19 protein-coding genes, 1 tRNA gene and 1 pseudogene are annotated in these 25983 nt (G+C 62.3%); 8 read left to right on the top strand and 13 right to left on the bottom strand.

What is annotated here, in order from left to right:
- Position 1: 1 nt before the first annotated feature.
- Positions 2 to 799, bottom strand: a complete 798-nt coding sequence (gene zupT / locus ACKFR8_RS01160) for a zinc transporter ZupT (protein WP_296133761.1) — start codon at positions 797 to 799, stop codon at positions 2 to 4.
- Positions 800 to 808: 9 nt separating this feature from the next.
- Positions 809 to 2694: pseudogene (locus ACKFR8_RS01155) on the bottom strand (BCCT family transporter).
- Positions 2695 to 2891: 197 nt separating this feature from the next.
- Here ACKFR8_RS01155 and ACKFR8_RS01150 point away from each other — a divergent pair.
- Positions 2892 to 3758 carry a hypothetical protein gene (locus ACKFR8_RS01150; RefSeq protein WP_408930361.1) on the top strand — a complete coding sequence of 289 codons (867 nt, stop codon included), beginning with the start codon at positions 2892 to 2894 and terminating at the stop codon, positions 3756 to 3758.
- A 172-nt stretch (positions 3759 to 3930) separates the two neighbouring features.
- Positions 3931 to 4788, top strand: coding sequence for a tetratricopeptide repeat protein (locus tag ACKFR8_RS01145; RefSeq protein ID WP_296133757.1), 858 nt, complete (start codon positions 3931 to 3933; stop codon positions 4786 to 4788).
- On the opposite strand, the gene selB is transcribed toward ACKFR8_RS01145, so the two are convergent.
- The 3 genes from selB to ACKFR8_RS01130 all read right to left on the bottom strand — a co-directional run bounded on the left by selB (position 4785) and on the right by ACKFR8_RS01130 (position 7954).
- Positions 4785 to 6551, bottom strand: coding sequence for a selenocysteine-specific translation elongation factor (gene selB, locus ACKFR8_RS01140; RefSeq protein WP_296133755.1), 1767 nt, complete (start codon positions 6549 to 6551; stop codon positions 4785 to 4787). The genes ACKFR8_RS01145 and selB overlap by 4 nt on opposite strands.
- The gene (selA, locus tag ACKFR8_RS01135; protein ID WP_296133754.1) at positions 6552 to 7838 is read right to left on the bottom strand and encodes an L-seryl-tRNA(Sec) selenium transferase; all 1287 of its coding nucleotides are present in this window, start codon (positions 7836 to 7838) and stop codon (positions 6552 to 6554) included.
- 21 nt (positions 7839 to 7859) lie between these two features.
- Positions 7860 to 7954, bottom strand: a tRNA-Sec gene (locus tag ACKFR8_RS01130).
- 35 nt (positions 7955 to 7989) lie between these two features.
- Between ACKFR8_RS01130 and selD the strand changes: the two genes are divergently transcribed.
- Entirely contained in the window at positions 7990 to 8967 is a 978-nt protein-coding gene (selD, locus tag ACKFR8_RS01125; protein WP_296134537.1) for a selenide, water dikinase SelD, read from the top strand.
- A gap of 13 nt (positions 8968 to 8980) precedes the next feature.
- Here the strand turns inward: selD and ACKFR8_RS01120 are convergent, their stop codons facing one another.
- The 5 genes from ACKFR8_RS01120 to ACKFR8_RS01100 form a co-directional block, all read right to left on the bottom strand.
- Positions 8981 to 9874, bottom strand: a complete 894-nt coding sequence (locus tag ACKFR8_RS01120; protein ID WP_296134541.1) for a GDSL-type esterase/lipase family protein — start codon at positions 9872 to 9874, stop codon at positions 8981 to 8983.
- A 130-nt stretch (positions 9875 to 10004) separates the two neighbouring features.
- Entirely contained in the window at positions 10005 to 11081 is a 1077-nt protein-coding gene (gene nrfD / locus ACKFR8_RS01115; protein WP_408930360.1) for an NrfD/PsrC family molybdoenzyme membrane anchor subunit, read from the bottom strand.
- The gene (locus ACKFR8_RS01110; RefSeq protein WP_408930359.1) at positions 11078 to 12115 is read right to left on the bottom strand and encodes a 4Fe-4S dicluster domain-containing protein; all 1038 of its coding nucleotides are present in this window, start codon (positions 12113 to 12115) and stop codon (positions 11078 to 11080) included. Before ACKFR8_RS01110 ends, nrfD begins: the two co-directional genes overlap by 4 nt.
- A gap of 5 nt (positions 12116 to 12120) precedes the next feature.
- Positions 12121 to 15393 carry a formate dehydrogenase-N subunit alpha gene (fdnG, locus tag ACKFR8_RS01105; protein WP_408930358.1) on the bottom strand — a complete coding sequence of 1091 codons (3273 nt, stop codon included), beginning with the start codon at positions 15391 to 15393 and terminating at the stop codon, positions 12121 to 12123.
- Positions 15394 to 15496: 103 nt separating this feature from the next.
- Positions 15497 to 16384 carry a PRC and DUF2382 domain-containing protein gene (locus ACKFR8_RS01100; RefSeq protein WP_296134549.1) on the bottom strand — a complete coding sequence of 296 codons (888 nt, stop codon included), beginning with the start codon at positions 16382 to 16384 and terminating at the stop codon, positions 15497 to 15499.
- Positions 16385 to 17001: 617 nt separating this feature from the next.
- Between ACKFR8_RS01100 and ACKFR8_RS01095 the strand changes: the two genes are divergently transcribed.
- On the top strand, positions 17002 to 18342 hold the full coding sequence (locus ACKFR8_RS01095; RefSeq protein WP_408930357.1) for a dicarboxylate/amino acid:cation symporter: 1341 nt from the start codon (positions 17002 to 17004) through the stop codon (positions 18340 to 18342).
- Positions 18343 to 18483: 141 nt separating this feature from the next.
- On the opposite strand, the gene ACKFR8_RS01090 is transcribed toward ACKFR8_RS01095, so the two are convergent.
- Positions 18484 to 19767 (bottom strand): HNH endonuclease signature motif containing protein, encoded by a 1284-nt coding sequence (locus ACKFR8_RS01090; protein ID WP_408930356.1) that lies wholly within the window; start codon positions 19765 to 19767, stop codon positions 18484 to 18486.
- 251 nt (positions 19768 to 20018) lie between these two features.
- Positions 20019 to 21209 carry an MFS transporter gene (locus ACKFR8_RS01085; RefSeq protein ID WP_408930355.1) on the bottom strand — a complete coding sequence of 397 codons (1191 nt, stop codon included), beginning with the start codon at positions 21207 to 21209 and terminating at the stop codon, positions 20019 to 20021.
- Between the two features lie 251 nt (positions 21210 to 21460).
- Between ACKFR8_RS01085 and ACKFR8_RS01080 the strand changes: the two genes are divergently transcribed.
- Entirely contained in the window at positions 21461 to 22417 is a 957-nt protein-coding gene (locus ACKFR8_RS01080; protein ID WP_306508300.1) for a winged helix DNA-binding domain-containing protein, read from the top strand.
- A 4-nt stretch (positions 22418 to 22421) separates the two neighbouring features.
- On the opposite strand, the gene ACKFR8_RS01075 is transcribed toward ACKFR8_RS01080, so the two are convergent.
- Complete coding sequence (locus tag ACKFR8_RS01075) at positions 22422 to 23330, bottom strand: cation diffusion facilitator family transporter (protein WP_408930354.1); 909 nt, start codon at positions 23328 to 23330, stop codon at positions 22422 to 22424.
- 126 nt (positions 23331 to 23456) lie between these two features.
- Here ACKFR8_RS01075 and ACKFR8_RS01070 point away from each other — a divergent pair, with 126 nt between their 5' ends.
- The 3 genes from ACKFR8_RS01070 to phnC are packed head-to-tail and all read left to right on the top strand — an operon-like array spanning position 23457 to position 25978.
- Positions 23457 to 24113 carry an HAD family hydrolase gene (locus tag ACKFR8_RS01070; protein ID WP_408930353.1) on the top strand — a complete coding sequence of 219 codons (657 nt, stop codon included), beginning with the start codon at positions 23457 to 23459 and terminating at the stop codon, positions 24111 to 24113.
- Positions 24114 to 24139: 26 nt separating this feature from the next.
- Complete coding sequence (locus tag ACKFR8_RS01065) at positions 24140 to 25132, top strand: phosphate/phosphite/phosphonate ABC transporter substrate-binding protein (RefSeq protein WP_408930352.1); 993 nt, start codon at positions 24140 to 24142, stop codon at positions 25130 to 25132.
- A 45-nt stretch (positions 25133 to 25177) separates the two neighbouring features.
- A complete protein-coding gene (gene phnC / locus ACKFR8_RS01060; protein WP_408930351.1) occupies positions 25178 to 25978 on the top strand; it encodes a phosphonate ABC transporter ATP-binding protein in 801 nt (266 codons plus the stop codon).
- Positions 25979 to 25983: the final 5 nt, after the last annotated feature.

The raw sequence follows: 25983 nt of genomic DNA, 5'->3' as shown, positions 1-25983 counted from the left end.
TTTACATAAAGAGCATCAGCGACACCGCCATAATCGCCATACCGGCGATAAGGCCGTAGATAGCGTAGTGATGCTTTCCGGTCTCCTCCGCGGTAGGCAAAAGCTCATCGAGGGAGATGAAGACCATGATGCCGGCGATGGCGGCGAAGCTAAAGCCCATGGTCGCCGGCCCAATAAAGGGCATCAGGATAGCGAAGCCAATGAGCGCGCCGACCGGCTCGGCCAAACCGGAAACGGTAGCCCACCAGAATGCTTTCGTGCGTGAGCCCGTCGCCGCGCGCAGGGGCACCGCCACCGCAATGCCTTCCGGAATATTGTGGATAGCAATCGCCACAGCAATTGGGATAGCGATTTCGGGGCCGTCGAGGCCGGAGAGAAATGTAGCAAAACCCTCCGGGAAATTGTGCAGAGCCAGTGCGAAAGCGGTAAAAACACCCGTCTTCATGAGCCTCTTGCGGCGTGCTTCTTCTTCCGTCGTGGCCGGTTCGTGCGGGTTAATTTCCTCCGGCACCGCGCGGTCAATGATCGCGATGACCCCAATACCGGCGAAAAAGGCGGCTATACCCGCCCACGTTGCGGTCTTGTCCGTCTCGAAGGCTTCGCCAAGCTTGCCAATTCCTTCCGGGAGAATCTCCATGAAGGAGACGTAGAGCATCACTCCCGCGGACAGCCCCAAGGCAGCCGCCATAAACCCGGGCCCAGGTTCGCGCTTTCCTACGGCAAGGGCGCCTCCGATGGACGTCGACAAGCCGGAGAAAAGCACGAGGCTAAATGCAAACGCGAAGGTGGCTAGTTCCATACTGGGAAACTATAGCTTTTCTGCGTCCTCGTCCGAAGACGTCGCCAGAGACTCACCATCCTTCACAGTTGGGTCATCATCTGTGTACTCCCCCGTCTCATAGTCATAGCCAACTGCCTTTCCGTCCTCGTCAGTGCGCGCATACCACTCAGTAATCTCGGCCGCGGTGGAGTCGAACTCGGCACCGGTGGCGTATTCAGAATCGTCGTCCGTGGGCTGAATAGCCAAAGCGAAGTTATCGCCGTGCTCGCGCACGCCGTGGATGACGGCATTAGAGACGGCCTGTTCCTCGTAGAAGGACCGGATCGCGGCGGGATCATGGCGCAATTCCCGGATGAGCGAGATACACATGAGCACAATGATGACAGCGAACGGCAAGGCCGTGACCGTAATGAGGTTCTGCAGTCCCTGCAGCGCGTTGCGGCCACCGGCCAAGAGAATGACCACGGCGATGCCCGCCATGCACAGGACCCAGAAAATGGTCACCGCCGGCTTGGGGTTCGGGTTTCCGCGCTGGGTGAGCTGGGAGTTAACCAGCGAGGCGGAGTCCGCCGTGGTGATGAAGAAGACTACCAGCATGATCAGTACCAGCGGCGCCATGATCTGCGCGCCCGGCAGATGACCTAGGACGGTGAAGAAGATGTCCTCCGCTGGCGGCATGGAGTTGATGGTGCCGTCAGGGGCGATGTCGCCATCGCGGCGCTGCAGCCAGATGGTGGTGCCTCCCAGGATGGTGAAGGCGCACACGATGATGGCCGAAGGAATAAGCAGCACGCCCAGGATTTATTGGCGGATGGTGCGCCCGCGCGAAATCTTGGCCACGAACACCCCGACGAACGGCGCCCAGGACACCCACCAGGCCCAGTAGAAGGTGGTCCAGGAGGATAGGAAGGCCAGCATGTCCTCGCCTTGGCCCATGTTGGCGGAGAGCATGCTCGGCATCTCATCGAGGTATTCGATGATGACGGAGGGCAGCATGTTCATGAGGAAGGCCGTGGGCCCACCACAAAGAAGAAGACGGCCAGCCCGACCGCGAGGACCAGGTTGATGTTGGACAGCCACCGAATGCCCTTGGACACGCCAGAGACCGCGGAGAAGATGGTTCCGATGGAGAGCACCATGATGATCATCGCCGCCGTGTTGCCCGTGGTGGACCAGCCGCTGACAATCTCCACGCCGCGCCCGATCTGCAGGGCGCCGATGCCCAGCGTGGCCGCCGTGCCGAAGAGGGTGGCGATGATCGCCAGGCCGTCGATAATGCGCGCCGGCACGGAATCCGTATCGCGGTTGCCAAACAGCGGCATGAGGATGGAGCTCATCAGCGCCACGCGGCCGCGCCGGTAGGACACATACGCCACACACAGGCCCACGATGGCGTAGATAGCCCACGCGTTGATTCCCCAGTGCATCGCCGCCTGCGCCATCGCTCCCATCACTGCCTCATCGCTGGCGGCCTCGTAGGCGCCCGGGCGGGGCGAAAGGTAGTAGCTCAGCGGCTCAAAGGGGCCGAAGAAGATGATGCCGATGCCAATGCCGGCGCCGAAAAGCATGGCTGCCCAGCTCACGGTGGAGAATTCGGGCTTCTCGCCGTCCACGCCGAGCGGGATCTTGCCGTACTTTGAAAACACAAGGATCAGGAGCACGAACATGAGGAAGGTCGCCCGCGTGGTAAAGATCCACCCCAGGTTGCGCATGACCCAATCCAGCGCCGCGGAGGAGGCGTTAAACACCTGCTCGGGAGCGAAAATTCCCCACGCCACAAAGGCCACGATGAGGCTGCCGACCACGATAAGGATGGGTTTGTCCACTCCGTACTTGACCTTCTGGTCCTCAATGGACACGCCCGGCACCAGCGCCGGGTGAATGTTGTGAGGATAGATTATGTCCTTGAGTATTCGCTTGGCTTCGCGCGTGCGCTTTCTACTCTTGTCAGTATTGTTCACCGAACTTCGCGATTCCCCAGTAATAGCAGGTCACTTCTTCTGGTCGGTTGAAAGGTACTCCTTCGAACGTAACGAAGTTTCCGCTCTCCTGCGTAAGATTGATGTAGTACGTCTCTTCCCACGACCCGCACGAGGTGACTCCCCCGACCATGGCGCTGTACCCACTTGCCCCCTCCTACTTCGGCGTCGAGCACGTGGCGGTATTGGACCACGTCAGCCTCGGTACGGCGCTGAGCATCCCGGGGTTGGCTACGGAGCCCGCGCTTGTCGACGTCTCCCTGCTCCCCAACCCGGCCACCCACGGTTGGCGCGTGCACTCGCCCTTCGGCTTTCTCGGGGCCTTGGACGAGAGCGAGTCCGCCGAGTACCCGTCGCTCGCCCGGCTTCGCGCGGCCGGTTTTCACCCGGCGACACACGCCACGGTCGAGATCGTCGACGGCACGGTTGACGTCGCCGTGGCCCTCGGCCTCGATCCGTGGATGGTTCCCGCTTCCAATCAGCCGGAGGGCTCTGCCTTGCTCGCCGGCGGGCACGGCGCGCTGGTCGATGTCTCCGCGGGCCAGCTCACCGCCCACCAGCTGCGCGGGATGGGCACCCAGCAGTTCTTCGCCACCCTCGTGCGCTTGGAAGGCACAGTCCTCGCCACCCAGGGCGAGCTCGTCCTCGGCCCGTGCTTCTCCCTCGCCCCAGACGCCCCTGCCTCGGCTCCTGTCACTGCTCTCTCCGCCGCCTTTACTGCCGCGTCCCAGTCAGGCGTGTCTGTAGTGGCCCGCGCCTATTCTGCCGCAGGCCGCATCGCTGTCGATCTGCCTCTCGATCCCGCGGCCCCCTTCGCACCGGCGGTTCCTCCCCTGCCCTTGGCAGACAGCCAGCCCGTCATCCCGCCTACGCTCAATCTCTCCGCCGACTGGGAGTTCACCGCCCCGGGCGACCCCCTCGCCGCGCCCCTTCCCACCGGTGCACGCACCTTCGCGCACCCCACGAGCTCCAGGCCCCCAAAGGAACCTTCTCACTAGCACCTTATGCACCAAACCTTACGCACTGACCTGGGCTTTCTCTCCCGAAAGCCTGCACATGGTTCCTGTAGTTTGGTTCCTTTGCCCTCCACCGACTCCCCTATACCGCAGCCCGCGGCGCAGGTAGCCTAGAAGCAGCGCTCTACCTTCTCTCTCCGCGAAAGGCCCCTCCGTGAACCTGCCGCTCAATCCCTACTTCCACGTCACGCTGCAAAAGCTCGGCGACGATGCCATCTCCGCCTGGAACCGAGGCGATACAATAGCCGCGCACGTTCTCAGCCGCGAATTCTGGGAGGGCCTGCCCGCTCCCAAGGGCCGGTGGACAACCGTCGCCTCGGTGCCCGTGCTCTTTTCGTTTATCGCTGCGGTCCGGGGAGATTCCGAGTATGCGCGGTTGTGGCGGGATCGCAGCCGGGCGCTCTATATGGAGCCACATTGCGACATCAGCAATCCCGGTTTCGAAGGGATGCTGCTGTTCGTTGACGGGGTGCTTGCGTACGAGGAAGGCGATGAACGCGCCGCCGTAGCTGCCTTTGCAGAAAGCTACCTTAAGAGCAGCAGGCGGGCGTTTCGCGGGTCCGCTACGAAATACCTTGATCTCCTGCTTCCCCACATCACCCCGGATCTATATGGCATTGTCAACCCCGACGAGCTGTTTGATATGGGTAACGATGAATTGCTCAAGGGTAACTTCGCCGGGGCAATCGCCATCTGGGAGCATGCGCTCGACCTCCTCAAGGCGCCTTCGGTCAGCAGGGACAGCGCCACGTTCCATGCGGCCCTGGCCACTACCTTCTTCGTGCTCGGCCGCTTCGGCGAGGCCATCACTCACGCCCGCGCAGCCAACGACATCGGGGGAAGTAACACGGCCTTTATGTGGCTGCGAATAGGCCAGTGCCATTTTGAACTAGGCGACAACGATGCCGCCGCCGAAGCCCTAGGCAAGGCCGAGGCAGAGGGAGGACAAGGCATCTGGAAGGGCGAAGACCCCACGTACTACTACTTCCTCGCCGGGCGGCGCCAGGCCTAGCGCACCGTCCGCATTCCGTCCGACAGGCGGGTCACCCCGAGAGCGTCCAAGTGCTCCAGCAGCGGGACGGCAACCCGGCGCGTGGTGCCGAGTGCCTGGCGCGCGGCCGAGAGGGTAAAGGGCTGCTCTAACGCGGAGACGACGTCCTGGGCCACGCGCGGAGCCGTGGGCAGGAGCACTACCCCACCGGCCAGGCGCAGCAGGCGCCCGGCGCGCTCGGCGGCGGCCAATTCCTTGGGCCCGAGCCCCAGCTCCTTCAACTCGTGCGCTTCCGGGGCGGCGAAGGGCTGGCTGCGCAGGCGCTTTTCCACCTCGGCAACACCCTTCTCCGCCGGGCCCAGGTCCGCGGCATGGCCGGGCAGCCGCAGCACCCCGTCGACAGCTTCGACCTTAGACGCGGCCACCGCCAGGCCCAACAAGGCGGATTCACTGAGACCAAGCGCATCCATGGCGGCAGCGCGCGGCAAACCTGGAGCAAGCGGGTGCGCCGCCGCGTGCTCGGCCACCGCGCGCAGCAGCGCCATCTTCCACGTGGCTACCTGGCCGGCCGTAATCCACCACTCGCGGAACTCAATGATGCCGGCCGGCCGCTGCTGCACACAGAAGCCGTCGCGCATGAGGTTTTCTAAGCGGTCGTAACCGCAGCGGGCGAGCCAGTCGGAAGGCTCCAGTGGCGACACCTCTGCCAACTGTTCGGCCCTCCGCTTCGCGTCACCGCGCCGGGTGAGCTCTACCGGGTGCACGTCCACCACCTCTACCCCGGCCACGACGTGTCGCCCGCCGGGACTGCGCACCACGAATCTATCGAGGAGAGTAAGCGGCAGCGCCTCCTCCAGGGTTAGCCGAGCGAAGTCGCCTCCCAGCGGGCGCAGTCGCGCGCCCACTCCCGCGGTCCCGGTGTGGACCACGAGGTTCTGCGGGAGCTGCGCCAGTTCAGTACCGAAGGTTCGTCGCACGTCCACCGTGTCCAGCACCTCCCACTGACCGGGGCTGCACAGCGCATCGCCGCGATGGATCTCGTCAGCGTCGACGCCGCGCAGGTTCACCGCAACGCGGGAGACCGGCCCCACCGAGTCCGCGGACGTATTCTCACTCTGCAGGCCGCGGACCACGGCCTTTCGCTCCCCGATCGTGAGCTCATCGCCCACCGCGATAGTTCCCGCAGCCAAGGTTCCCGTCACCACGGTGCCTGCACCCTTGACGCTAAACGCGCGGTCTACCCAGAGACGCACGCGGGCGGTGCTATCCGGCGCTGGCAGGCCGGCGAGCACCGCATCCAGCGAGGCACGCAGCTTATCGACGCCCTCCCCGCTCTTCGCGGAGACGGTGACCAGTGGGGCGTCGGCAAGCGCGGTGCCCGCTAGCTCCGCACGCACCTGCGCAGTCACCTCAGCTCGCCGGTGCTGGTCCGCCCTATCGGCCCGGGTAAGCGCCACGATGCCGTGGCGGATACCCAGGGCGCGCAGGGCGTCGCGGTGGTCGGCGGACTGGGCCTGCCAGCCTTCGTCGGCCGCGACGACGAAGAGCACGACCGGCGCCGGCCCTACCCCGGCGAGCATGTTGCCCAAGAACTTCTCGTGGCCCGGCACGTCCACGAAGGCCACGTCCGCGCCCGATTCCAGCGTGGTCCACACGAATCCTAGGTCGATGGTGAGTCCGCGCCGTTGCTCCTCTTCCCAGCGGTCCGGTTCCATCCCGGTCAGCACCTTGACCAGGCTCGACTTGCCGTGGTCGACGTGGCCCGCCGTAGCGACGACGAACACCTACATCACCGCCCGGATAGCATTGATGAGCTCGCCGTCCTGGGATTCTGGCACGCAGCGCACGTCCACCAGGCAGCGCTCGTGGCTCACGCGCGCGATAACAGGAGTCTCCCCCAGCCGCAGCGGGCGCGCCAGTTCCTCCGGCAGCGAAACAGCCCACCCGGGAAGCGGCACCTCCGGGGCGCCGCCGCCGCCGACGCGGCCGTCGTGTTCAACGACCTGGGCACCCACGGCCGCCGCAATGGCTTCCGTGCGCTCCCTGTGCCGCGCGGGGTTAAGGTGCAGCGCCCGGTGCACCGCGTTGTCAGAGGTAGAAAGTGCCGCTTCCAAGGCGTTGAGACGCAGCTTATCTATGCGCACCGCGCGCGCCAGCGGATGCTTCTTGCACGCAGCGATTGCTTCCTTCGTGCCCACGAGCACCCCGGCTTGCGGGCCGCCCAGGAGCTTGTCGCCGGAGAAGAGCACCACGTCGGCGCCGTCGCGCAGGGCCTCGCTGGCGGAGGGCTCGTCCGGCAACGCCGAGTCTGGCGAGAGCAGGCCCGAGCCAATGTCCACGATGAGCGGCAGGTCCGTAAGTTGACGCAGCTGCGCCACCGTGACGGAGGAGGTGAAGCCGCTGATGAGAAAGCTTGAGGGGTGGACCTTGAGGATGGCACCGGTGTTCTCCCCCAGCGCGTGCTCATAATCCGCCGGGTGGGTGCGGTTGGTGGCGCCGACCTCGTGCAGGCGCGTGGGCGTAGATTCGATGAGCTCCGGCAGGCGGAAGCCCGCGCCGATCTCAATGAGCTCCCCGCGGGAGATGATGACCTCCTTGCCCGGCGCCAGGGCCGCGGTGGCCAGCAGTAGCGCGGAGGCGCCGTTGTTGACCACGAGGGCGTCCTCCGCGCCCGGGCACGCGGCCAGCACCGCCTCTACTGCTGCGCGCCCCCGGTCGCGGGAGCGCAGGCCGCTGCCCAGATCCATCTCCACGTCCGTGTAGGAGGCCGCGGCCACCAGCGCGTCGACTGCTGCCGGCGGCAACGCGGCGCGGCCCAAGTTCGTGTGCACGATAACACCCGTGGCGTTGATGACGGGGTGCAAGGAATACGGGCGCACATCGTCTAGCCGCGCGGTCAGCTCCTCCTCAATGCGGGATGGTGCGAGGGTGCCCGAGCGGGCGTCGGCAAGCACGGCGTCAATTACCGAGCGAACCCTGTGCGGCGCTAGGCGTTCGTGCGCGTGACGTACCGCCGGGTACTGGAGGATCTCATCCATCTTGGGAATGAAACGTCGGGGGTCTGGCGTCATGGGTCCTCCTAGCAGCGCGGATGGCGGAGACGGACAGGAATCGAACCTGCCAGACCGAGATGCTCGGCCTCACCGGTTTTGAAGACCGGGGCGCCCACCAGGACACGTACGCCTCCGAAAGGACACATTACACGGGCGTAAAATAGCACCTATGTCTGACATCAAACTCACGTCCTTTGCCGCCGGCGGCGGCTGCGCCTGCAAGATTCCCGCAGGCGAGCTCGAATCAGCTGTGGAAGGCCTCGTCGGCACCGCAGACCCCAACGTCCTGGTGGGGCTCGATGACGGCGACGATGCCTCCGCCGTGCGCATCCCAAACGGCCTCGCCGTCATCTCCACCGCGGACTTCTTCACGCCGATGCTCAACGACCCTTATGACTGGGGCCGGGTGGCGGCGGCCAATGCGCTTTCCGACGTCTACGCGATGGGCGGCACCCCCATCACCGCCATCAACCTGGTTGGCTGGCCCCGCGAGGTGCTTGGCCTCGACATTCTGCGCGAAGTCCTGCGCGGCGGCATGGACATCGCCACCGAAGCCGGCATCTCCATTACCGGCGGGCACTCCATTACCGCCCCGGAGCCGATGTATGGTTTGGCCGCCACGGGTATCGTCCACCCCGACAAGATTCTGCGCAACGACGCCGCCGAGGCTGGGCTGCCCATCACGCTCACCAAGCCGATTGGCGTGGGCATCCTCAACAACAAGCACAAGGCCACCGGCGAGGTCTCCCAGGCGGCTGTGGAGTCGATGACCACTCTCAACCGCGACGCCGCTGCGGCAGCCGTGGCGGCCGGCGTGCGCGCGGCTACCGACGTCACCGGCTTTGGTCTTTTGGGGCACCTCTACAAGATGTGCCGTGCCTCCGGCATCGCTGCCGAACTGGATTTCTCCGCCGTCCCCGCCATCGACGGTGCCAAGGAAGCGCTGGCGGAAGGGTTCATCCCCGGCGGCTCGCGCCGCAACCTGGACTGGGTCCGCCCCCACCTCGGCACGACCCTGAGTGAGGAGGAGCTCATCTTCCTCGCCGACGCGCAGACCTCCGGTGGCCTCCTCGTCATCGGCGAGGTCCCTGGCTACCCGGTGATCGGCCGCACCGTTCCGGGCGCCGGCATCACCATCCGCCCCTAGAAGCTCTAGAAGCTTAGGAGCGGGACTTCAGGATGTTCGCCACGCCGTCGACGCCGGCGTGCGTGAGGTGGTTGTACAGGTTGTGCGGTACGGCGTACTCGCTCACGCCCGCCACCCAGCGGATATCGTCGGGCGCGCACATGTTGTGGTCAATGCTAGCGCTGCGCAGATCCACGTAACGCGCGCCGGCGGCGTTGGCCGCATCCCACATCGAGGAATTAATACGGTCCTCACCCGCGCGGACGGCGCCGAGCACGTCGACATTGAGGCCGACCTGGCTGCTCTGCCGGGTGCGCACCGGGCACACGGCGCCATTGGAGGCGGAAATGGCCGGGTAGCCCACGAACGTAATGGTGGCGTTCGGTGCAACCTGGCGGATGCGGCGAGCGTTGTTGACCAGGGACTGCTTGTAGGTGTCGCCGTTGAACTCCGCCAGTAAGACTTCCTGCAGGTTGTTGGCGCCAAACTGCACGAAGACGTGCTTGGTATCGCCAGTGAGATCGTGGTTGGCCACGGCGCCATCGATCTGCTGCTGGAAGTTCTTTCGGTTGGAATCACCGATAGCCTTTGCCGAGGAGCAGGCGTAGTTCGCTACGGAGCGGCCCGTGATAGCACCGTACTGGTTGGCCACCGTCTTCTTTCCCTGCGGGCAGCCCTGCGGGGACGGCGCGCCGGGTTCCGATTCGATGTAGTGCTCGCTGCTCATGCCCTGGCGGGCAAGGTCTCCACGCCAGTCCCCCACCTGGAAGTAGGAGGGGTTAGCAAAGAAAGAGTCTCCAAAGAAGACGGCCTCGGTCCCGCCATACGGGGCGGCGGAAGCGGTGGGAGCGGCAACTGCTGCTGAGCTCACGGCCGTCAAGAATGCAGCGACGCCGACGGAGGAGCGCCGGGCGAAACGTAGAGACATATTTTCCTTTTTCAAATCTTAGAAGAGAATACCGTAGGAGAGTATCAACTAGTTTTTAACCGGTCAATTACCTGCGAATAACGCGCACTTTCCCTTCTAAAAATGCCCACGGGCTTCCGCGCATTCTCCCCTACCCGCCGGTTACTACCGACGTACTCAGGTCCGCGCGCGCCTGAGCGCGTCGCTTCTGCGGCCCAATCGTCGTCGACGGGTCCTTGACCGCCTCGCGCCCAGCATTGAGCACGCCGAATCGCGTGCAGGCCGAGCCCGCCATAAGCGCCAATCCCGACGCCACCGACACGGCACGGGACTTGGTCACCGCAGCCACCGCAGTTCCTACCCCGCCCGCGGCGATGAGCCACTCAGAGGCCCGCATGAGCGTGCCCGGCACGCCCTGGTGCAGCGGGCGCTTGGGCTCGGGCTCCATGTGGTCTTCCATGATGCGGGTGGCGGCGAGGTCACTGACCGCAGCCCCCATCCCCAGCGCACGGGCCGGACCGGCGTTCTCCACTGGGGTGAGAACCATGGCCGCGCCTGCCGACGCCGCCGCAGCCGACGACACGAACACATACGGCAGGTGCCGGCGCGCGTCATTCCACGTGGGATTCGAGGTATTGGCCAAAAGGACTGCGGTATAGCCGGCCAGCGGGCCGCCGAGGAGGCCAGCCAGCACTCCGGCCGGGCCCGCGGCGGCGTCGACAAGCCGGCGCCCCGGGAGCACCCCGCCTACGAGATCGTCTGCCTCTACCAGCGCTGGAAGCGCCGCCGAGCTGGCAAACGCGCCCAAGATCCACGAGCCGATGGACATCGGCGAGGTCACCTTGAACACGCGGAACATGTTGAGCAGGCGCTCGGGGCGTCCCAGGTCCAATACCAAGAACACCGAGCCTGCCGACGCCGCCGTGAACGCCGTCAGCCGCGTCGATCGCCGCAGCGCACGGTTCCCCGTTGCCTGCGCGCCCGCAGCCAGCAGCGCCGAGCCGCCCGACAGACCACCGAGGAACAGGTAGGCGCCAATGGGCCACTCCCACGGCGGGGCTTTGACCACGGGCTTTCCGTAATAGGAAGAGAACTCAAAGTCCTCTGCCATGCGCTCCTCTTTGGAACCGTCGACAGCACCGGCGCCTCGACGTTTCCGCTTACCGCGCTTCTTCTTTCCGTAGCGCCGCGGCTCCTGCGGCGGGCGGTACTCATCAAATTCGCTCACTTGCGTCCTCCCAACACAAACGCTCCGGCCACAGCCAACGCCATGCCACCAATTGCCTTGGCAGCGGTCTTGTACATCTGCGGAAGATCCGCTGTGGGCACGCGCGGATCCGGCGGCAAGCCGTAGACCTCGGGCGAATCCAGCAGCAGGAAGATGGAGCCGGTGCCGCCCACGCCGTCGTTGTGGTTCGCGCCGTAGAGGCGCGCCTCCGTCAGCCCCTGCTCATGCAGTACGCGGACCCGCTCCTGCGCCGCGGCGAGCATCTCCTCATAGGGCCCAAACTGGATAGAGTCCGTGGGACAGGTCTTGGCGCAGGCGGGCTGCTCACCGATCTTCAGGCGGTCATAGCACATGGTGCACTTCTGGGCGACGCCCAAATTCTTAATCGGCATCGTCTCCCCTGGCACGTGGTCCGGGCCCTGCGGCTTGAGCTGCTTCAGCTTGGCCAGCACGTTGATGCCGGCATGATCCGGGACGTCCTCCAGCGCGGTCTTGTCTTCCTTGAGGGTCACGCCACCGTCGTCGCGGCGCTCGATCACACCGAAGGGACACCCAGCGACGCACGTGCCGCAGCCGTTGCACACATCGTCCTGTACCACGACGGTGCCGTACTCGGTACGAAACAGCGCACCCGTCGGGCACACGTCCAAGCAGCCGGCATTGGTGCAGTGCTTGCACACGTCGGAAGACATGAGCCACCGAAAATCGTCGGTATCCGGCGGCGTCGTCGAGGGCGCTACCGTGGGCATGCCGAGCGAGATAAGCTGGCGGCCTTCCTCGCGGGCGCGCTCGATGCGCTCGTTGTTCTGCTCAATAAATGCCACGTGCCGCCACGTATTCGCGCCGAGGGAGCCGGTGTTGTCGTAGGAGTTTCCGGTAACCGCATAGCCCTCGACGGGGTTGCGGTTCCACTCCTTGCACGCCACCTCGCAGGCCTTGCAGCCAATGCAGATCGACGTATCGGTAAAGAACGCCATCCGCTCATAGTGCTCGTAGCCGTGCTTATCGGCCTTTTCCGTCAATGCATTCGCCACGGTTGCTAGCCTTCCTTACCTTCGTAATCAGCCACGTTGCCCGCGGTCGAATCGTCGCCCGTGTTTTCGTCGACAGACTGCGCGTGAGTGGTGAACTCATCAGAAACATCGAGGATCTGGTTACCGGACTCCACGGTCAGTTTTGCCCGCTTCTGGTACTCACGCAGAAGCTCTAGGCGTGCCTCTCCGCGCGGGCGCCGGCCCGGCTGGATATCGCACGCACCGACCTTGGAGTTCTGGATGAACACGTTCGGCTCGAGGGTCAGTCCCAGCAAATCGTTGGCACCGTCTCCCGCCACCGCGGTGGTGTCGGACTCGCCGTAGTGGTACGGCAGGCCGATCTGGTGGAACTCCTGGCCATTGATGGTGAGCATCTCCATTCGCTCCGTCACCAACACCTGCGCCTCGATAACCCCGCGCGGGGAAATGATGGTGGCCCACTCGCCATTAACCAACCCGCGCTTGGCGGCAAGATCCTTGTCCACCTCGCAGAACAGCCCCGGCTGCAGCTCCGCCAAGAAAGGCAGCCGGCGAGACATCGCACCCGAGGTGTACATCTCCGTCAGGCGGTACGTCGAGAAGACGAACGGGAACACGTCAGCACCGAATTCTCCCGGCTCTGGACGCGAGAGGTTATCCGCGCGCTTGATGGTCAACCGAGTCGGCGATTGCTGCTGCTTGTACAGTGCGTTGAGCACCGGGGACTCTTGGGGTTCGTAGTGGGTGGGCAGGGGTCCGTCGGAAAGCCCCTGCGGGGCAAAGAGCCACCCTAGGCCGTCCGCCTGCATGATGAACGGATCGTCGCCATCGAGTGCATCGGGACCCACCGCGTCCACGTCCGCTACGTAATCCGGGCGCTTGGTTGCCGGGAAATCGGGCACGTCATCGCCGACCCACTTCCCCTGGGCCTCATCCCACCAGATGTACTTCTTGCGCTCTGACCACGGAGTTCCGTCCGGCTTTGCGGACGCACGGTTGTACAGGATGCGGCGGTTCGCCGGCCACACCCAGCCCCAGTCCAAGGCAACCTCATTCTGCTCCGAGCCTGGCACCTTCTTGGCTGCGTGGTTGATGCCGTCCTTAAACACGCCGGTGTAGATCCAGCAGCCGCCGGAGGTAGTACCGTCGCTGCGCATTTCTGTAAACGCCGGCAAGAGCTCGCCCTTTTTAGGCCCATCGAGGTAGTAGCCGTTGATCTCGCGCAAGATCTCTTCAGAGTCCGGATCACCGTGCTCATCCTCGGTGTAGTCCCAGGTCACTGCCTGAACCGGCAGATCCCGCGGATCCGTGGAGTCCGCCAGGCGCTCCTTAATCTTCTTGCCCAGCTGGTAGAAGAACCACGCCTCGCTGCGCGCCTGCCCAGGCGGCGGAACCGCTTGGAAGCGCCACTGCACCATGCGCTGGGTCTGGGTAAACGTGCCAGACTTTTCCACGTGGGTAGCAGCTGGCATGAGGAAAACCTCGGTGGCGATGTCCTCAGTCTTGAGCTCGCCATTCTTGATCTCCGGCGAATCCTTCCAGAAGCTCGCGGTTTCAATTTCTTGGAAGTCACGCACCACCAGCCACTTCAGCGCAGCGAGGCCGCGACGCTGCATGCCACCGTTGGACTGCGCAACCGCCGGGTTCTGGCCGAAGACGAAGTACCCTTCCACCTCATGGCGCAGCATGGCCAGCAGCGTCTCATAGGTCGAGTGCGCACCGGAGAGCCGCGGCATGAGGTCAAAGCCCCAGTCATTCTCAGCGGTTGCGGCGTCACCCCAGTAGGACTTCATCAAGGACACCGCGTAGTTCTCGCCCTGCTGCCAAAAGCCCTTCTGGTCTTCCTTGCGGAAGGAATCGAGATAGTCGCTCCAGCCATCCTGGCTCACGTGCGGCATGGGCAGGTAGCCCGGCAGGGAGTTAAACAGCGTCGGGATATCCGTCGAGCCTTGGATCGAGGCGTGGCCGCGCAGCGCCATGATTCCGGAGCCCGGACGGCCCACGTTGCCCATGAGAAGCTGCAGGATCGCCGCGGTGCGGATGAACTGTGCGCCTAGGGTGTGCTGCGTAAAGCCCAAGGCATAGGCAAAGCAGGTGGTGCGCTCCGGCGTGGAGTTTTGCGCAATGGAGTCTGCCAAGTAGTAGAAGTCCTCCTGCGAAATACCGCAGGTTTCCTCCACCAATTCCGGCGTATAGCGCGAGTAGTGCCGCTTGAGAATCTGGAACACGGAATGAGGATGCTCCAGCGTCGGGTCCTTCTCCACGTTCCACGACGATCCCTCTGGCTTTCGCACATACTGCCACGAGTCGGTGACGTACTTACCCGTCTCCGAGTCGTAGCCGGAGAACAGACCCTCGAGGTCCTCGGTGTCCTGGTAGTCCGACGAAATGATCGACGCCGCATTGGTGTAGTTCACCACGTAATCACGGAAGTACAGGTCGTTGTCCAACACATACTTGATGATTGCGCCCAGCAGGACAACGTCGGTGCCTCCACGAATACCGATGTGACGGTTCGCGAACGCCGAAGTACGCGTATAGCGCGGGTCAACGTGAATGATGCGCGCACCGCGCTTCTTGGCCTCAACCACCCACTGGAAGCCCACCGGGTGACATTCCGCCATGTTGGAACCCTGAATGACGATGCAGTCCGCATTCGCCATATCCTGCAGCGGTTGGGTTGCGCCGCCGCGGCCAAACGATGTTCCTAGACTAGGAACAGTTGCGGAGTGTCATATGCGCGCCTGGTTTTCCACCTGAATCGCACCAGTGGCGGTAAAAAGCTTCTTAATGAGGTAATTCTCCTCATTGTCCAGCGTCGCACCACCCAGTCCGGCAATGCCCATGGTGCGGTTGAGACGACGCCCCTGCTTATCGACGTCTTGCCAGTGCTTCCTCCGCGCCTCCACGTAGCGATCCGCAATCATGTTCATCGCGGTTTCTTCATCAAGCTCCTGCCACTCAGTGGCATAGGGCGCACGGTACTTGATGGTGGTGATGCGTGAAGCCGAGTTAATCAGCTGTTCCGAGGCCGACCCCTTGGGGCACAGACGCCCACGGGAGATTGGCGAATCCGGATCACCCTCCACCTGGATGACCTTGTCGTCCTTGACGTAGACGCGCTGCGAGCAGCCCACAGCGCAATAAGGGCACACGGATTGCACTACGCGGTCAGCATCGACGGTACGCCCCCGCAGCTCTTCGCTCTGTGCCGACTGCGTAGACAGGTCGCGGCCAAAGGCATCTTTGCTTCGGATCTGGCGCACGACCGGCCAGTTCAGCGGACTAAAACGAGACATGCCTATTAATCTACTGGCTTCCGCCCCGCTTCGCTAGCAAACCGCCAAAACGGCCGAAAGGGCCTGGAGCATTTAAGCTCCAAGCCCTTTACGCTATCCCGAATTACTTGCGGGTGTCAGTGATACCGTCGGTATCGATCTGCTCCTTGCGCAGCTCCTCGGTGTGGGTCTCGGTGTCCTTGATGGTCTCCTTGGAGAGGTTGACCTTCTCGACCGGGACGGTCTTCTTGTCAACGTTCACGCGCTCCTCGTGCAGGGTGACGGAAGCCTCTTCGGTGTCGTTGTCACCGATGGTGCCGTTGAAGTTAGCAGCCTCGGCCTCAGAGATCGGGGTGCGCTCGACGCGAACCTCTTCACGCTCAACCGGAACCTCAACGGTCTCGGTGTCGGTCACGACGTACTTGCGCAGACGAGCCTCACCGGTAGCGACGCGCTCCTTGTTGACGTCCAGGCGCTCCTCGGAACGGATGATCTCACCGTTGTTGTCGGCAGCGTTGTTGCCGGTAGCAGCACCGGTACGAGCGGTGGTGTCGGTGTGGGTAGCGGTGGTGTCGGTGTGAGCAGCGCCAGCACCAGCAACGCCGGCACCTGCAACGCCAGCGCCTGCAGCACCGGTCTTCAGGTCAGCGTCACGACGCTGCTCAGCGTCGACGTTGCCGTCCTGGTAGGTGGTCACGTCCTGTGCGTTCTCCAGCTGGTAGTGCTTGAAGATGTCGGACTGTGCCTCCGGGGTCAGCGGCTTGTCGGAATCGAAGTCCGGAGCGTTCTCAATGCGGTCCTTGGAGAAAGCCAGCTTCAGGTCATCACCGTTGAAGTCGTGACCACGCAGCGGAACCAGGCTGGAGCTCATGCCGAACAGGCCGTGGTTGACCTCAACGAAGGTCGGCTGACCGGTCTGCTCATCAACGAAGACCTCCTTGACAGAGCCGAGCTTCTCGCCAGCCTTGTCGTATGCGGTTGCGTTGAAAAGATCCTTGATGTTCTTACCCATTGTTTCGCTAAACCTTTCTTTAATTGGTCTATCTTCGAGCGGCAAACCCTTCATAGCTTCAGCCACCCCCGAAGATCTTCATCCGGGGCGGGCGATTTGCTATTTCGTTTGCTCTGGTTCCCACGATACGGACAAATCAACATTTCGCCACCGGGCTACCCACACTTGCCACTATTTGCCCGCCTTAGTGCAGGTCATCACACTGATAACAATCTTATAACGGAAACGTTTTGCACCTTAGGGCGTTATCGCCCGTCGATGCCACCCATTTCGACACCACGCAGCCGCCGCCTGCACAACCCAAACCAAAGCGCATTCATAACACCTATCATCGCCACTCAAGGCGAACCGCCACCCCACTCACAGGCTCTTCTAATACAAGCTCGCTACCCCCGCCCCCTCCCAATCGAGAAAAAGGTCTAAACAACTTTCCGTTGTCGAATGTGAGCGGACAGGAATGACGTCGCCAAGCAGCGCCGCGTAACCAAAAAGTTCCTAGAGTTGTACAGGAATTTCCAGAGGACGTAACGTGTTGAGGTCTCTAGCGAACCGATCAGTTCAGCGCAAACGAACTATCCGGTTCATTTCTATACCACACTGTCTAGAAGGAATATCCCGTGTCCAACATTTCCTCTCGCGCACTGCCGAAATGGGCCACTGGCTTCGGCGCGCAAGTCATTGCCGGCCTCATCGTCGGCCTTATTCTCGGCTTCATCGCCTCCGGCATGGAGTCAACCTGGCTTTCTGACACACTCACAGGCGTCGGCGGCGCCTACGTTCAGCTCCTCAAGGTCATGGTTCCGCCGCTGATCTTTGCAGCGGTCGTTACCTCCGTGGCTAACCTGCGAAAAGTCACCAACGCGGCGTCACTCGCCATTTCCACCCTCGTATGGTTCGCCATCACCGCCTTCTTCTCGGTGCTGGCAGGCATCCTGGTTGCGGTGGTCATGAAACCCGGCGTGGGCACGACTGTCGACGCCTCCACGGCCGCCGACCCCTCCCACGTCGGCTCCTGGACCGCATTCCTCCAGGAACTCGTACCGTCCAACTTCATCGGCCTTAACGCTTCCTTCAGCGACGGCGAGGTATCCCTCGGCTTCGGCGCACTCCAGCTGCTGGTCATCTCCCTCGCTCTGGGCATTGCAGCCGTCAAGGCCGGCAAGGCTGCCGATCCGTTCCTGCGCTTCACCGAGTCCTTCCTCAAGGTCATCCAGGTCGTTTTGTGGTGGATCATCCGCCTCGCTCCAATCGGTACTGCAGCGCTCATCGGAAAGGCTGTATCTACCTACGGCTGGGATGCCCTGAGCTCCCTGGGCAAGTTTGTGCTCGCCATGTACGTCGGCCTCGCTCTGGTCATTGTCGTCATCTACCCGGCGGTGCTCGCGTTTAACCGCATTCCCGTCATGGGCTTCTACAAGCGCGTGTGGCCAGTCTTCTCCCTAGGCTTCGTAACCCGCTCCTCCATGGGCGTTATGCCGGTCACCGAGCGCTTTACCGAGCAGGCAATGGGCGTTCCGCGCGAATACGCTTCCTTCGCCATCCCCCTTGGCGCTGCCACCAAGATGGACGGCTGTGCATCGGTCTACCCTGCCATTTCCGCCATCTTCATCGCCCAGTTCTACGGCGTTGATCTCTCCTTCACCCAGTACCTGCTCATCATCTTCGTCTCCGTTATCGGCTCCGCCGCTACGGCAGGCACCACTGGCGCTACCGTCATGCTGACTCTAACGCTATCCACCCTGGGCCTTCCGCTGGCCGGCGTCGGTCTACTGCTGGCCATCGAGCCGATCATCGACATGGGCCGCACCGCCGTCAACGTCACCGGCCAGTCCCTCTGTGCCACCATCGTGGCCAAGCGTGCCGGCATCCAGGACCAAGCCGTGTGGGATGCTGCCGAAAACGGCGTCGCCGACATCATGCACGACGACGAGAAGGAGCACGTAGGCATCTCTGCCTAGCTTCTCCCCTTCGTCGTTCTCAACGACGACGAACTCAGTTGGCTCCTTCCTTAAGTCCTCCGTTGTGTGCGGGGGATTTTTTGTGTTTTCGTTGTGGCGGGCGACGTCGTCTTCTTCGACGTCGTTGTTTTCGACGGTGGTTTAGAAGGGGATGTCGTCTTTGGTGTCGGTGCCGGCTTCCCCGTCGGCTTCCTTTTCGGTGTTGGCTTGTTCTTCGGCTTGTTGTTCGGCGTGGTAGTCATCGAGTTGCTGTTTGAGGTACTGGGCTTGCTCGCGGGCGAATTTACGGTAGGCGGTGATGTGCTGGCCTACTGTTTGCACCCACCTTTTCATCCCGTCAGACAGCGGGCCTTCCGGGCTGGTGGTTGCCCAGGTGCTGTCGTCGAAAAGCCAGACAATATCCCCGGTATCCGGGTCCATGACATAGCCCAGCCGCCCATCGGTCTTCATGTTGTGATGATGCTGACACAAGCACGCCATATTCGACGGATGCGTCTTTCCACCCTCGGCATAGTTATGCCGATGATCCAACTGCGAATACATCGCCGGCCTGTCACACCCGCTCAACCGGCAGGTCTCATCACGGCCCTCAACAACGCTACGAATCATTCCCGATGGTTGGTAAGAATCAGACTCTTTCACCGGTGTAGTTAAGTCCCGCTTCTTCGTGTGTGGGATAGGCGCACTGCGCCACCCATAGCCGTTGATGTAGGTCGGGGCATTCTCTACATCACAGGCTTGGTAGGTGTGCAGCACAATGGTTGCTGGTGGTTCAATCGCCCCGGTCAGAAGCTTCTTTATCGCATCAGTAAGCGAAAGAACATGCTTGGTGGCGGTTTCCCGGATGAAGGCATCGATAGCAATGCCGGTTGCTTCATCCACGCCGAGTTCTAGCCAGGCTTTCGTGCCGTTGGACGAAAACGTGTAGGTGTCTTTCGGCCTAGTATCGCGAAAGGCAATGCTCGGGTCCAGGGTTTTGGCTAGGTCGCGGACCCGGCGGCGGATTTTGGCGGTGGTGGGAAAAACCTGATTCGGCTGGGTCGGGGTGAAGTAGGACACCAGGGTGGCATCGATCAGCGCGAGTGTTGCCGCATCCAGTCCGGCCAGGGCAGACAGGGGTTTATCGATGGCGATAAGCCCGTGGATATCGAGCAGGCAGTGGGTGTCCTGGAGGGCTTTGAGCCCGGGCAGGGTATCGAGGCGGAAAAGGGCGCGCAGCCCGGCGGTGATCAGTCCTTCGCCGAGGCCCCAGGTGTTGACTAGGGACAAGGCGGTGGTGTCGATGTCGGCATCCAACTGCGGTTGGGCGGCGCGCCAGCAGGCGAAGTCCGCGCGGCGGACGTCGTGACGGGCTTGGGCGAGTGGGTTGGTGGGGTTGGTGTGAGCGAAGAAGGCTGGTGGTGCAGGTGTAGTGGTGGTTGTCATTGTGCCCCCGAGGCAACTATAGAATAGGTGTTCTACCAACAACTATACCGGCACACCATCTAAATGACTATGGCCTGCAGTATTATTCTTTTCTGGTTGCTCATTTCGGGGGTGTTGAAGATTAGTTTAGGGTTTGTGTTCGAACCAGATCGAACAGGCACTTTACTACACCCCCTCCCTAACCACCACGGGGGTAAAACTGCGCGAAGGACGGCCAGCACCATGCCAACCGCCCCAAATTGCAGCCCGAATTATTCGTAGCGCACATCCCCACGAGCAACATCTTTCCGCCCATGCACAATAAAGTAGACCACCGCAGCTACGACCATAAGCGCTGCTAGGAGCCAATACATCATCGAGAAGCTGGTGGCAGAAATGATCTGGCCGAGGAGGATGGGGCCGAAGCCAATGCCGACGTCGAGAAGCAGGAAGAAGGTTGAGATACCTGCACCCATCTCATGCACTGGCACGAGGCGAACTGCAATGGCCTGCCCCGCCGGAAGGATGGAGCCGTAGCCGATGCCCACGAGCGCACCGGCCAGAACCACCTGCCAGTCCGCCGCAGCGGCGGCGAGAACACACAAGCCCGCGATGAAGAAAACCAGGGAGCTGTAGATAATAATGTTGTCACCGCGGCGGTCCTGGACCTTGCCCAGCACAAAGCGCAATACCAAGCTCACGAGAGCATAGGTCAGGAAGAAATAGCTCGCACCCTTCTCCAGTCCAGCGTCGGCGGAGTATCCATTCAGGTAGGTAATGATGCCGGTGTAGGCCACGCCCACGAAGAGGATAAACACGCCGAAGGGCGCGACACCCGGGTGCATGATGTTTCCCAAGGAGAAGGTCACGCTGCGAGTCTCGTGGGCCGGCGCCTTCACAATAAGCCCCAAGCACAGCGCCACCACAGTCAGAGTCAGAGCCACAACAAAGACGCTGTTGTAGCCTGCAGAATGAACAATTGCCAGGCCCGCCGCGGGACCAAAAGCGGTGGCCAGTGTGGTACCCAACGCAAAGTAGCCAGTACCCTCAGCACGGCGATGATCCGGAATGACCGACTGTGCCACCGCCATAACAGCTGTCGAGGCCACTGCATAGCCCAGACCGTGCAGAATGCGCACGCCGAACAATAGCGGCAGGGACTGCGCGGGGAAGTACAGCGCCATCGCAATGGTCACGACGATAAGGGAGACCACCAGCGAGCGCTTGCGCCCCATCGCGTCCACGATGTAGCCCGAAAAGAGGCGGGCAATCGTCGCGCCCACCACAAAGGCACTGGAGGCAAATCCGCCGGCAGTGTCTGAGGCCTGGAACTGCTCAACCGCGTACAGCGCCATGATGGTGACGAGCAGATAGAAAACCGAGAACTGTGCAAAGTTCACCAACCAGGCAAAAATAAAGGTCGGGGTAATGAGGGACTTCTTTTCGGCGGACGTTTCGGACACCTTCTTTGATAAACACTATGGAATTTGGACTTCAACACGCTATCAAAGATCAGAGACACTTTCGAATTGAGGAACGCTCCCCCTCCGGTTAGAACCACCTAGGAATTGAAGCAATATAGCAGGTTAAAAGTCACAAACGACGCCAGAAATCCTACAAACAACACCGTACGAGAAACCATAGAATCCTTTACAAAGTTGAGAAAACTCCTCCCCCGCGAGGTGCGCAACCAAGCGCCTCTAATGTAGACAGCATGAATGAACTCTCCCGGGACGAGCTGCTCGCTCGCCGGCTTATCGCCCAAGGTCTCGCGCCGTCGCAGGCGCGGCCTTCCATGGCGACGGCGGAAGACGTCGCCAAGCAGCTGCTTGCCCTACAAGGCCAAACCTACGACGCCGGTATCCGCGCACTCGCACTGCGTGCCGGTTGTACGGACGACGACGTCCTGCACGACATCGCGCGCTACCGGGTGGTGCGCTGCTGGCCGCAGCGCGGCACACTGCACTTCATGCCGGCTGCCGACGTCCGCTGGATGTCCCGCCTGCTGTATCCCCGAGTGGCCACCAGCCAGAAGTCCCGTCGGCCACAGCTGGGGCTAACGGAAGAAATGGTCGCTGCCAGCTCGGAGGCCCTCCACGCAGCGGCGACGAAGCCACTGACCCGCGCGGCGGTCTACGAGCTCTTCGCTGAATCGGGCGTGGACCCCACTGAAGGCCGGGGCTCGCACCTGCTGCGCGCTTTCGGCGGCGCCGGCGATCTAGTCCAGGGCCCCAAGGAGGGAAAACAAGAGACGTTCCTGCATGTCGATGCCCTACCCGTCGTCCAGCACAGCCCCGACGAGCCCCTGCGGGAGCTCGCCCAGCGGTACCTCACGGGCCACGGTCCCGTCTCAGTAGCAGACCTGCAGGCGTGGTCGAAGCTGAGCAAGTCCCAGGCCACCAAGGCCCTGGCGGCGGCCGATGGGATTAAGGCCCGCCACGCCGGCCACGACATCTGGATGGCGCGCTGGCAGGGCGACGTCACTGAGAAGGAAATCCGGGCTGCCCTCGCGCTGCGCATCGAACTGCCAGCGTTCGACGAGTACTTGCTGGGATATTCCCACAAGGATTGGATCGTCCCCGATGAAATTCGGGCACACGTTCTCACCCGAAACGGACTGAGCTGGCCGTGGGTGATGGAGGGCGGCCGCGGGGTGGCCAGCCTGCGCTAAATCACTAGGGCATCCGCAGGATGCGGCGGTGCACGGTGCCGGCGGGCTCGACATGGATAAACACCTCGGAGCCGGAGAAGAGCTCGTCGATGGCGTCCTCGATCCGGTCAGCGATGGTGTGGGAATGCACCACCGTCCACTCCCCCGGCACGTCCATGGTGAGATACACCAAGCGGTTGCGGCCGGAGGCTACGGTGCGGCGAGACGTAAACTCCACGTCGTGACGCTCTTCGAGCTCGTTGAGGAGGGCATCCAGCCGCGCGTGCTCTTCCTTCGGAAGGGATTCCGACAGCAGGGAGCTCAGGGATTCGGACAACAGCTTGTAGCCGGTCCACAGAATGTTAAGCCCCACCGCGAACGCAATGACGGGGTCCAGCCAGAGCCAGCCAGTCAGAGCTACGGCGGCGATGCCGATGAGGACGCCGACGGACGTCCAGACGTCGGTAAGCAAGTGCTTTCCATCCGCCTGCAGAGTGGCCGAGCGGGACTTCTTACCCGCACGCAGAAGGAGCAGACCAACCGCAAGGTTGAGCAAGGAGGCGAGCAGCGAGAGTAGGAGGCCAAGGCTCGGCTGCTCCAGCGGCTGCGGATCCAGAAGTCGACGAATGGCCGTATAGATAATCATCGCCGCAGCGACGAAGATCATTGCGCCTTCCACCAACGCGGAAACATATTCGGCCTTGCCGTGGCCGAACTGGTGATTCGCATCCGCAGGTTTGGCTGCGATCTTGATGGCCACGAACCCCACGACGGCAGCGACGAGGTTCACACCAGATTCCAGAGCGTCAGAGAGAAAGCCCACCGATCCCGTCACCGCAGCAGCGACAATCTTGAGCGCGATCGTAGCCACTGCAGTAGCGATGGAGAGCTTCATAAAGCGCTCGAGCAACAACTGCTCACTTGAAAGAGACATGTCCAGCCTTCGAGGAGAGATTTGTACAGCCCTTTAGAGTACCAAAGCCAGATGTGCACGCACTGTTCACTGAATGTTTACCGCGTGCGGTCGCGAAGTACATAAACCGTCGTTAGTTTGTACTTCATGTCCATAGACATAACTAGCCCAGTTCTTCTCTTCGATTTTGACGGGACCGTCAGCCTTGGCCACGGCCCCGTGCTGGCCTATGCGCACTTTATTGCAGAGAAAGCCGGGCACCCATCCATTGCTCATGACGCCGAAGCGCTGCTGAACTCCGATAACGTTGGCTCAGCACGCGACGGTTACCACCTCGTCCGTACTCTCGCCGCTGAACTCGACGTGCCGGAAGAGACCTGCCAGGAGGCATATATGGCTTCCCGGGAGAACCTCGCTGACACCGGCATCACCGCCCCTGAGGGGCTTGCCGAGTTCCTTGCTTCCTACCCCGGCCGCGCCATTCTGGCAACGAACTCTCCAGAGATTGGCCTGAGCGCTGCCCTTCACACACTGGGCCTCGACAGGTCCTTCGACGCCATCTACACCAGGGTAGGCAAACCCGAAGGCCTTACCCGCATTCTGGACACCGACCTGACCGGCACGGATCCGACTCACCTCATCTCCTTCGGCGATATTTGGGAATTCGACCTCGCACCCGTGGCCGCCGTGGGCGGACGTACCGTGCTCGTTGACTCCCCCTTCGCAACCTCGCCTGAGGCACACCCGACGTGGCGCGTCACCCGCGTCACCGACATCTTTCCCGAACTGACCTCCGCTTTTTAGAACACACGCACAGAAAGACATTCCTCATGCGCCGTTTCACCGCTCTTGCTACCACCGCCCTTGCCCTGTCCCTCTCCCTCACCGCCTGCTCTTCCGACTCCGACAACGGTTCCGATTCTGCCCAGGGCTCCGATGAAAAGCTCACCCTCGCGCTGATCCCAAACGAAAAGGTCAATGACCTGGTGACCACCGCGAAGCCGCTGACCGATTACCTCTCTGAGGAGCTCGGCGTGGAGGTTGAAGGTGTCGTCACCAAGGATTACCAGGCCGCTGTCGAGGCCATCGGCTCCGGCCAGGCTGACATCGCCATTGCCTCCGCTGCACAGCTAGCGTCCGCTGAAGACATGTACGGCGCCCACGCTGTGCTGCAGGATGAGCGCTTTGGTGCAGATTCCTACGCCGGCCAGTTCGTCACCAACAACCCGGACAAGTACTGCGAAGATGAGCCGGTTGCCTCCACCTACGCTGCCAACGGCGCTGAGTACCTCTACTGCAACGGCACCGCCACCGCAGACGACAACAAGGGACAGGGGCCGAAGGGCCTCGAGGCGCTAAAGAAGATCGATGGTGAGACCACTGTCGCGATGCTCGGCGCCACCTCCCCGGCCGGCTACCAGCTGCCCGTCATGGCGATGGAGTCCCAGGGTATCGACGTCGATGGCCTCAAGAAGGTCCCGGTAACCTCCAACGATGCGTCCATCATGGCTGTCTACAACGGCGACGCTGAGGTTGGCTTTAGCTTCTGGGACGCACGCTCCACCATCGACTCGTCCGAGGCTCCTGACTTGGCTGAGAAGCTCGTCGTCTTCGGCTACACCGAGATGTACCCCAACGGCGGCGTCGTCATTTCGGATGATGTCCCGGAGGAGCGCCGCAAGGAAATTACCGACCTCATGGACGGCTTCTCCGAGGTGGATCCAGACACCATGTCCGCCATCTTCGATATCACCGACTGGGTTCCGGCCAAGAAAGAGTCCATCGACATGGCGCGCAAGGTCAACGAGCGCTTCGCCCAGTAGGTTCGCGCTCCTCCACTGTCCATTTCCTACTCAGAAAGGTTCGCCATGACGGAGGAGAAGGCGTGGGGCATTCGCTTCGAGAATGTCTCGGTGCGCTACCCCAACGGAACGTTGGCGCTTGACGACGTCTCCGTGGACATCGCCCCCGGAGAATTCGTCGCTATCGTCGGTCTCTCTGGTTCCGGTAAATCCACGTTCATCCGCAGCATTAACGGGCTCGTTCAGCCAACGTCGGGAAAAATCTTCGTTGGTCCCCACGAGATATCCGCTGCGAAAGGCTCGCAGCTGCGTAAACTCCGTGGCCGCATCGGCATGATTTTCCAGGAGTTCAACCTGGCAGATCGCGCGAGTGTTTTCGCCAACGTGCTCGTTGGCCGCTTCTCCCACAACCCTGGCTGGCGCACGTTGCTGGGCGTCTCCACCTCGGAGGACAAAGCGATTATCGCCGAGGCATTGGAATCCGTGGGCATCCTCGATAAGGCATGGAACAAGGCCGGCGCCTTGTCTGGTGGACAAAAGCAGCGCGTGGCCATTGCCCGCGCCCTCTCCCAGAAGCCGGCCATTATGTTGGCCGATGAACCCGTGGCGTCCCTCGACCCGCCCACTGCGCACTCCGTCATGAAAGATCTACGCCGCATCAATACCGAGCGTGACCTCACCACGTTGGTGAACCTGCACCTTGTGGACTTAGCCCAAGACTATGCGACCCGCATCATCGGCATTCGCCACGGAAAGATCGTCTTCGATGGCCCCGCACACGGGTCCACCGTGGAGGATTTCGAGGCTATTTATGGCCGCCGGATCCGCGAAGAGGACCAGCTGGGGAGCCAAGGGAGCACAGTATGACAGCC

It is taken from the genome of Corynebacterium axilliensis (genome assembly GCF_046097495.1).
Lineage (GTDB): Bacteria > Actinomycetota > Actinomycetes > Mycobacteriales > Mycobacteriaceae > Corynebacterium.
The sequence above is the reverse complement of the archived record's forward strand: the minus strand, read 5'-3'. Positions and strand labels throughout refer to the sequence as shown.

Coding starts and splice junctions, on each gene's coding strand:
- ACKFR8_RS01070 (WP_408930353.1), top strand. CDS start 23,457: ATGTCCATAGACATAACTAGCCCAGTTCTTCTCTTCGATTTTGACGGG.
- phnC (WP_408930351.1), top strand. CDS start 25,178: ATGACGGAGGAGAAGGCGTGGGGCATTCGCTTCGAGAATGTCTCGGTG.
- ACKFR8_RS01120 (WP_296134541.1), bottom strand. CDS start 9,874: ATGTCTCTACGTTTCGCCCGGCGCTCCTCCGTCGGCGTCGCTGCATTC.
- selD (WP_296134537.1), top strand. CDS start 7,990: ATGTCTGACATCAAACTCACGTCCTTTGCCGCCGGCGGCGGCTGCGCC.
- zupT (WP_296133761.1), bottom strand. CDS start 799: ATGGAACTAGCCACCTTCGCGTTTGCATTTAGCCTCGTGCTTTTCTCC.
- ACKFR8_RS01100 (WP_296134549.1), bottom strand. CDS start 16,384: ATGGGTAAGAACATCAAGGATCTTTTCAACGCAACCGCATACGACAAG.
- ACKFR8_RS01150 (WP_408930361.1), top strand. CDS start 2,892: ATGGCGCTGTACCCACTTGCCCCCTCCTACTTCGGCGTCGAGCACGTG.
- ACKFR8_RS01065 (WP_408930352.1), top strand. CDS start 24,140: ATGCGCCGTTTCACCGCTCTTGCTACCACCGCCCTTGCCCTGTCCCTC.
- ACKFR8_RS01090 (WP_408930356.1), bottom strand. CDS start 19,767: ATGACAACCACCACTACACCTGCACCACCAGCCTTCTTCGCTCACACC.
- ACKFR8_RS01080 (WP_306508300.1), top strand. CDS start 21,461: ATGAATGAACTCTCCCGGGACGAGCTGCTCGCTCGCCGGCTTATCGCC.
- ACKFR8_RS01075 (WP_408930354.1), bottom strand. CDS start 23,330: ATGTCTCTTTCAAGTGAGCAGTTGTTGCTCGAGCGCTTTATGAAGCTC.
- selA (WP_296133754.1), bottom strand. CDS start 7,838: ATGACGCCAGACCCCCGACGTTTCATTCCCAAGATGGATGAGATCCTC.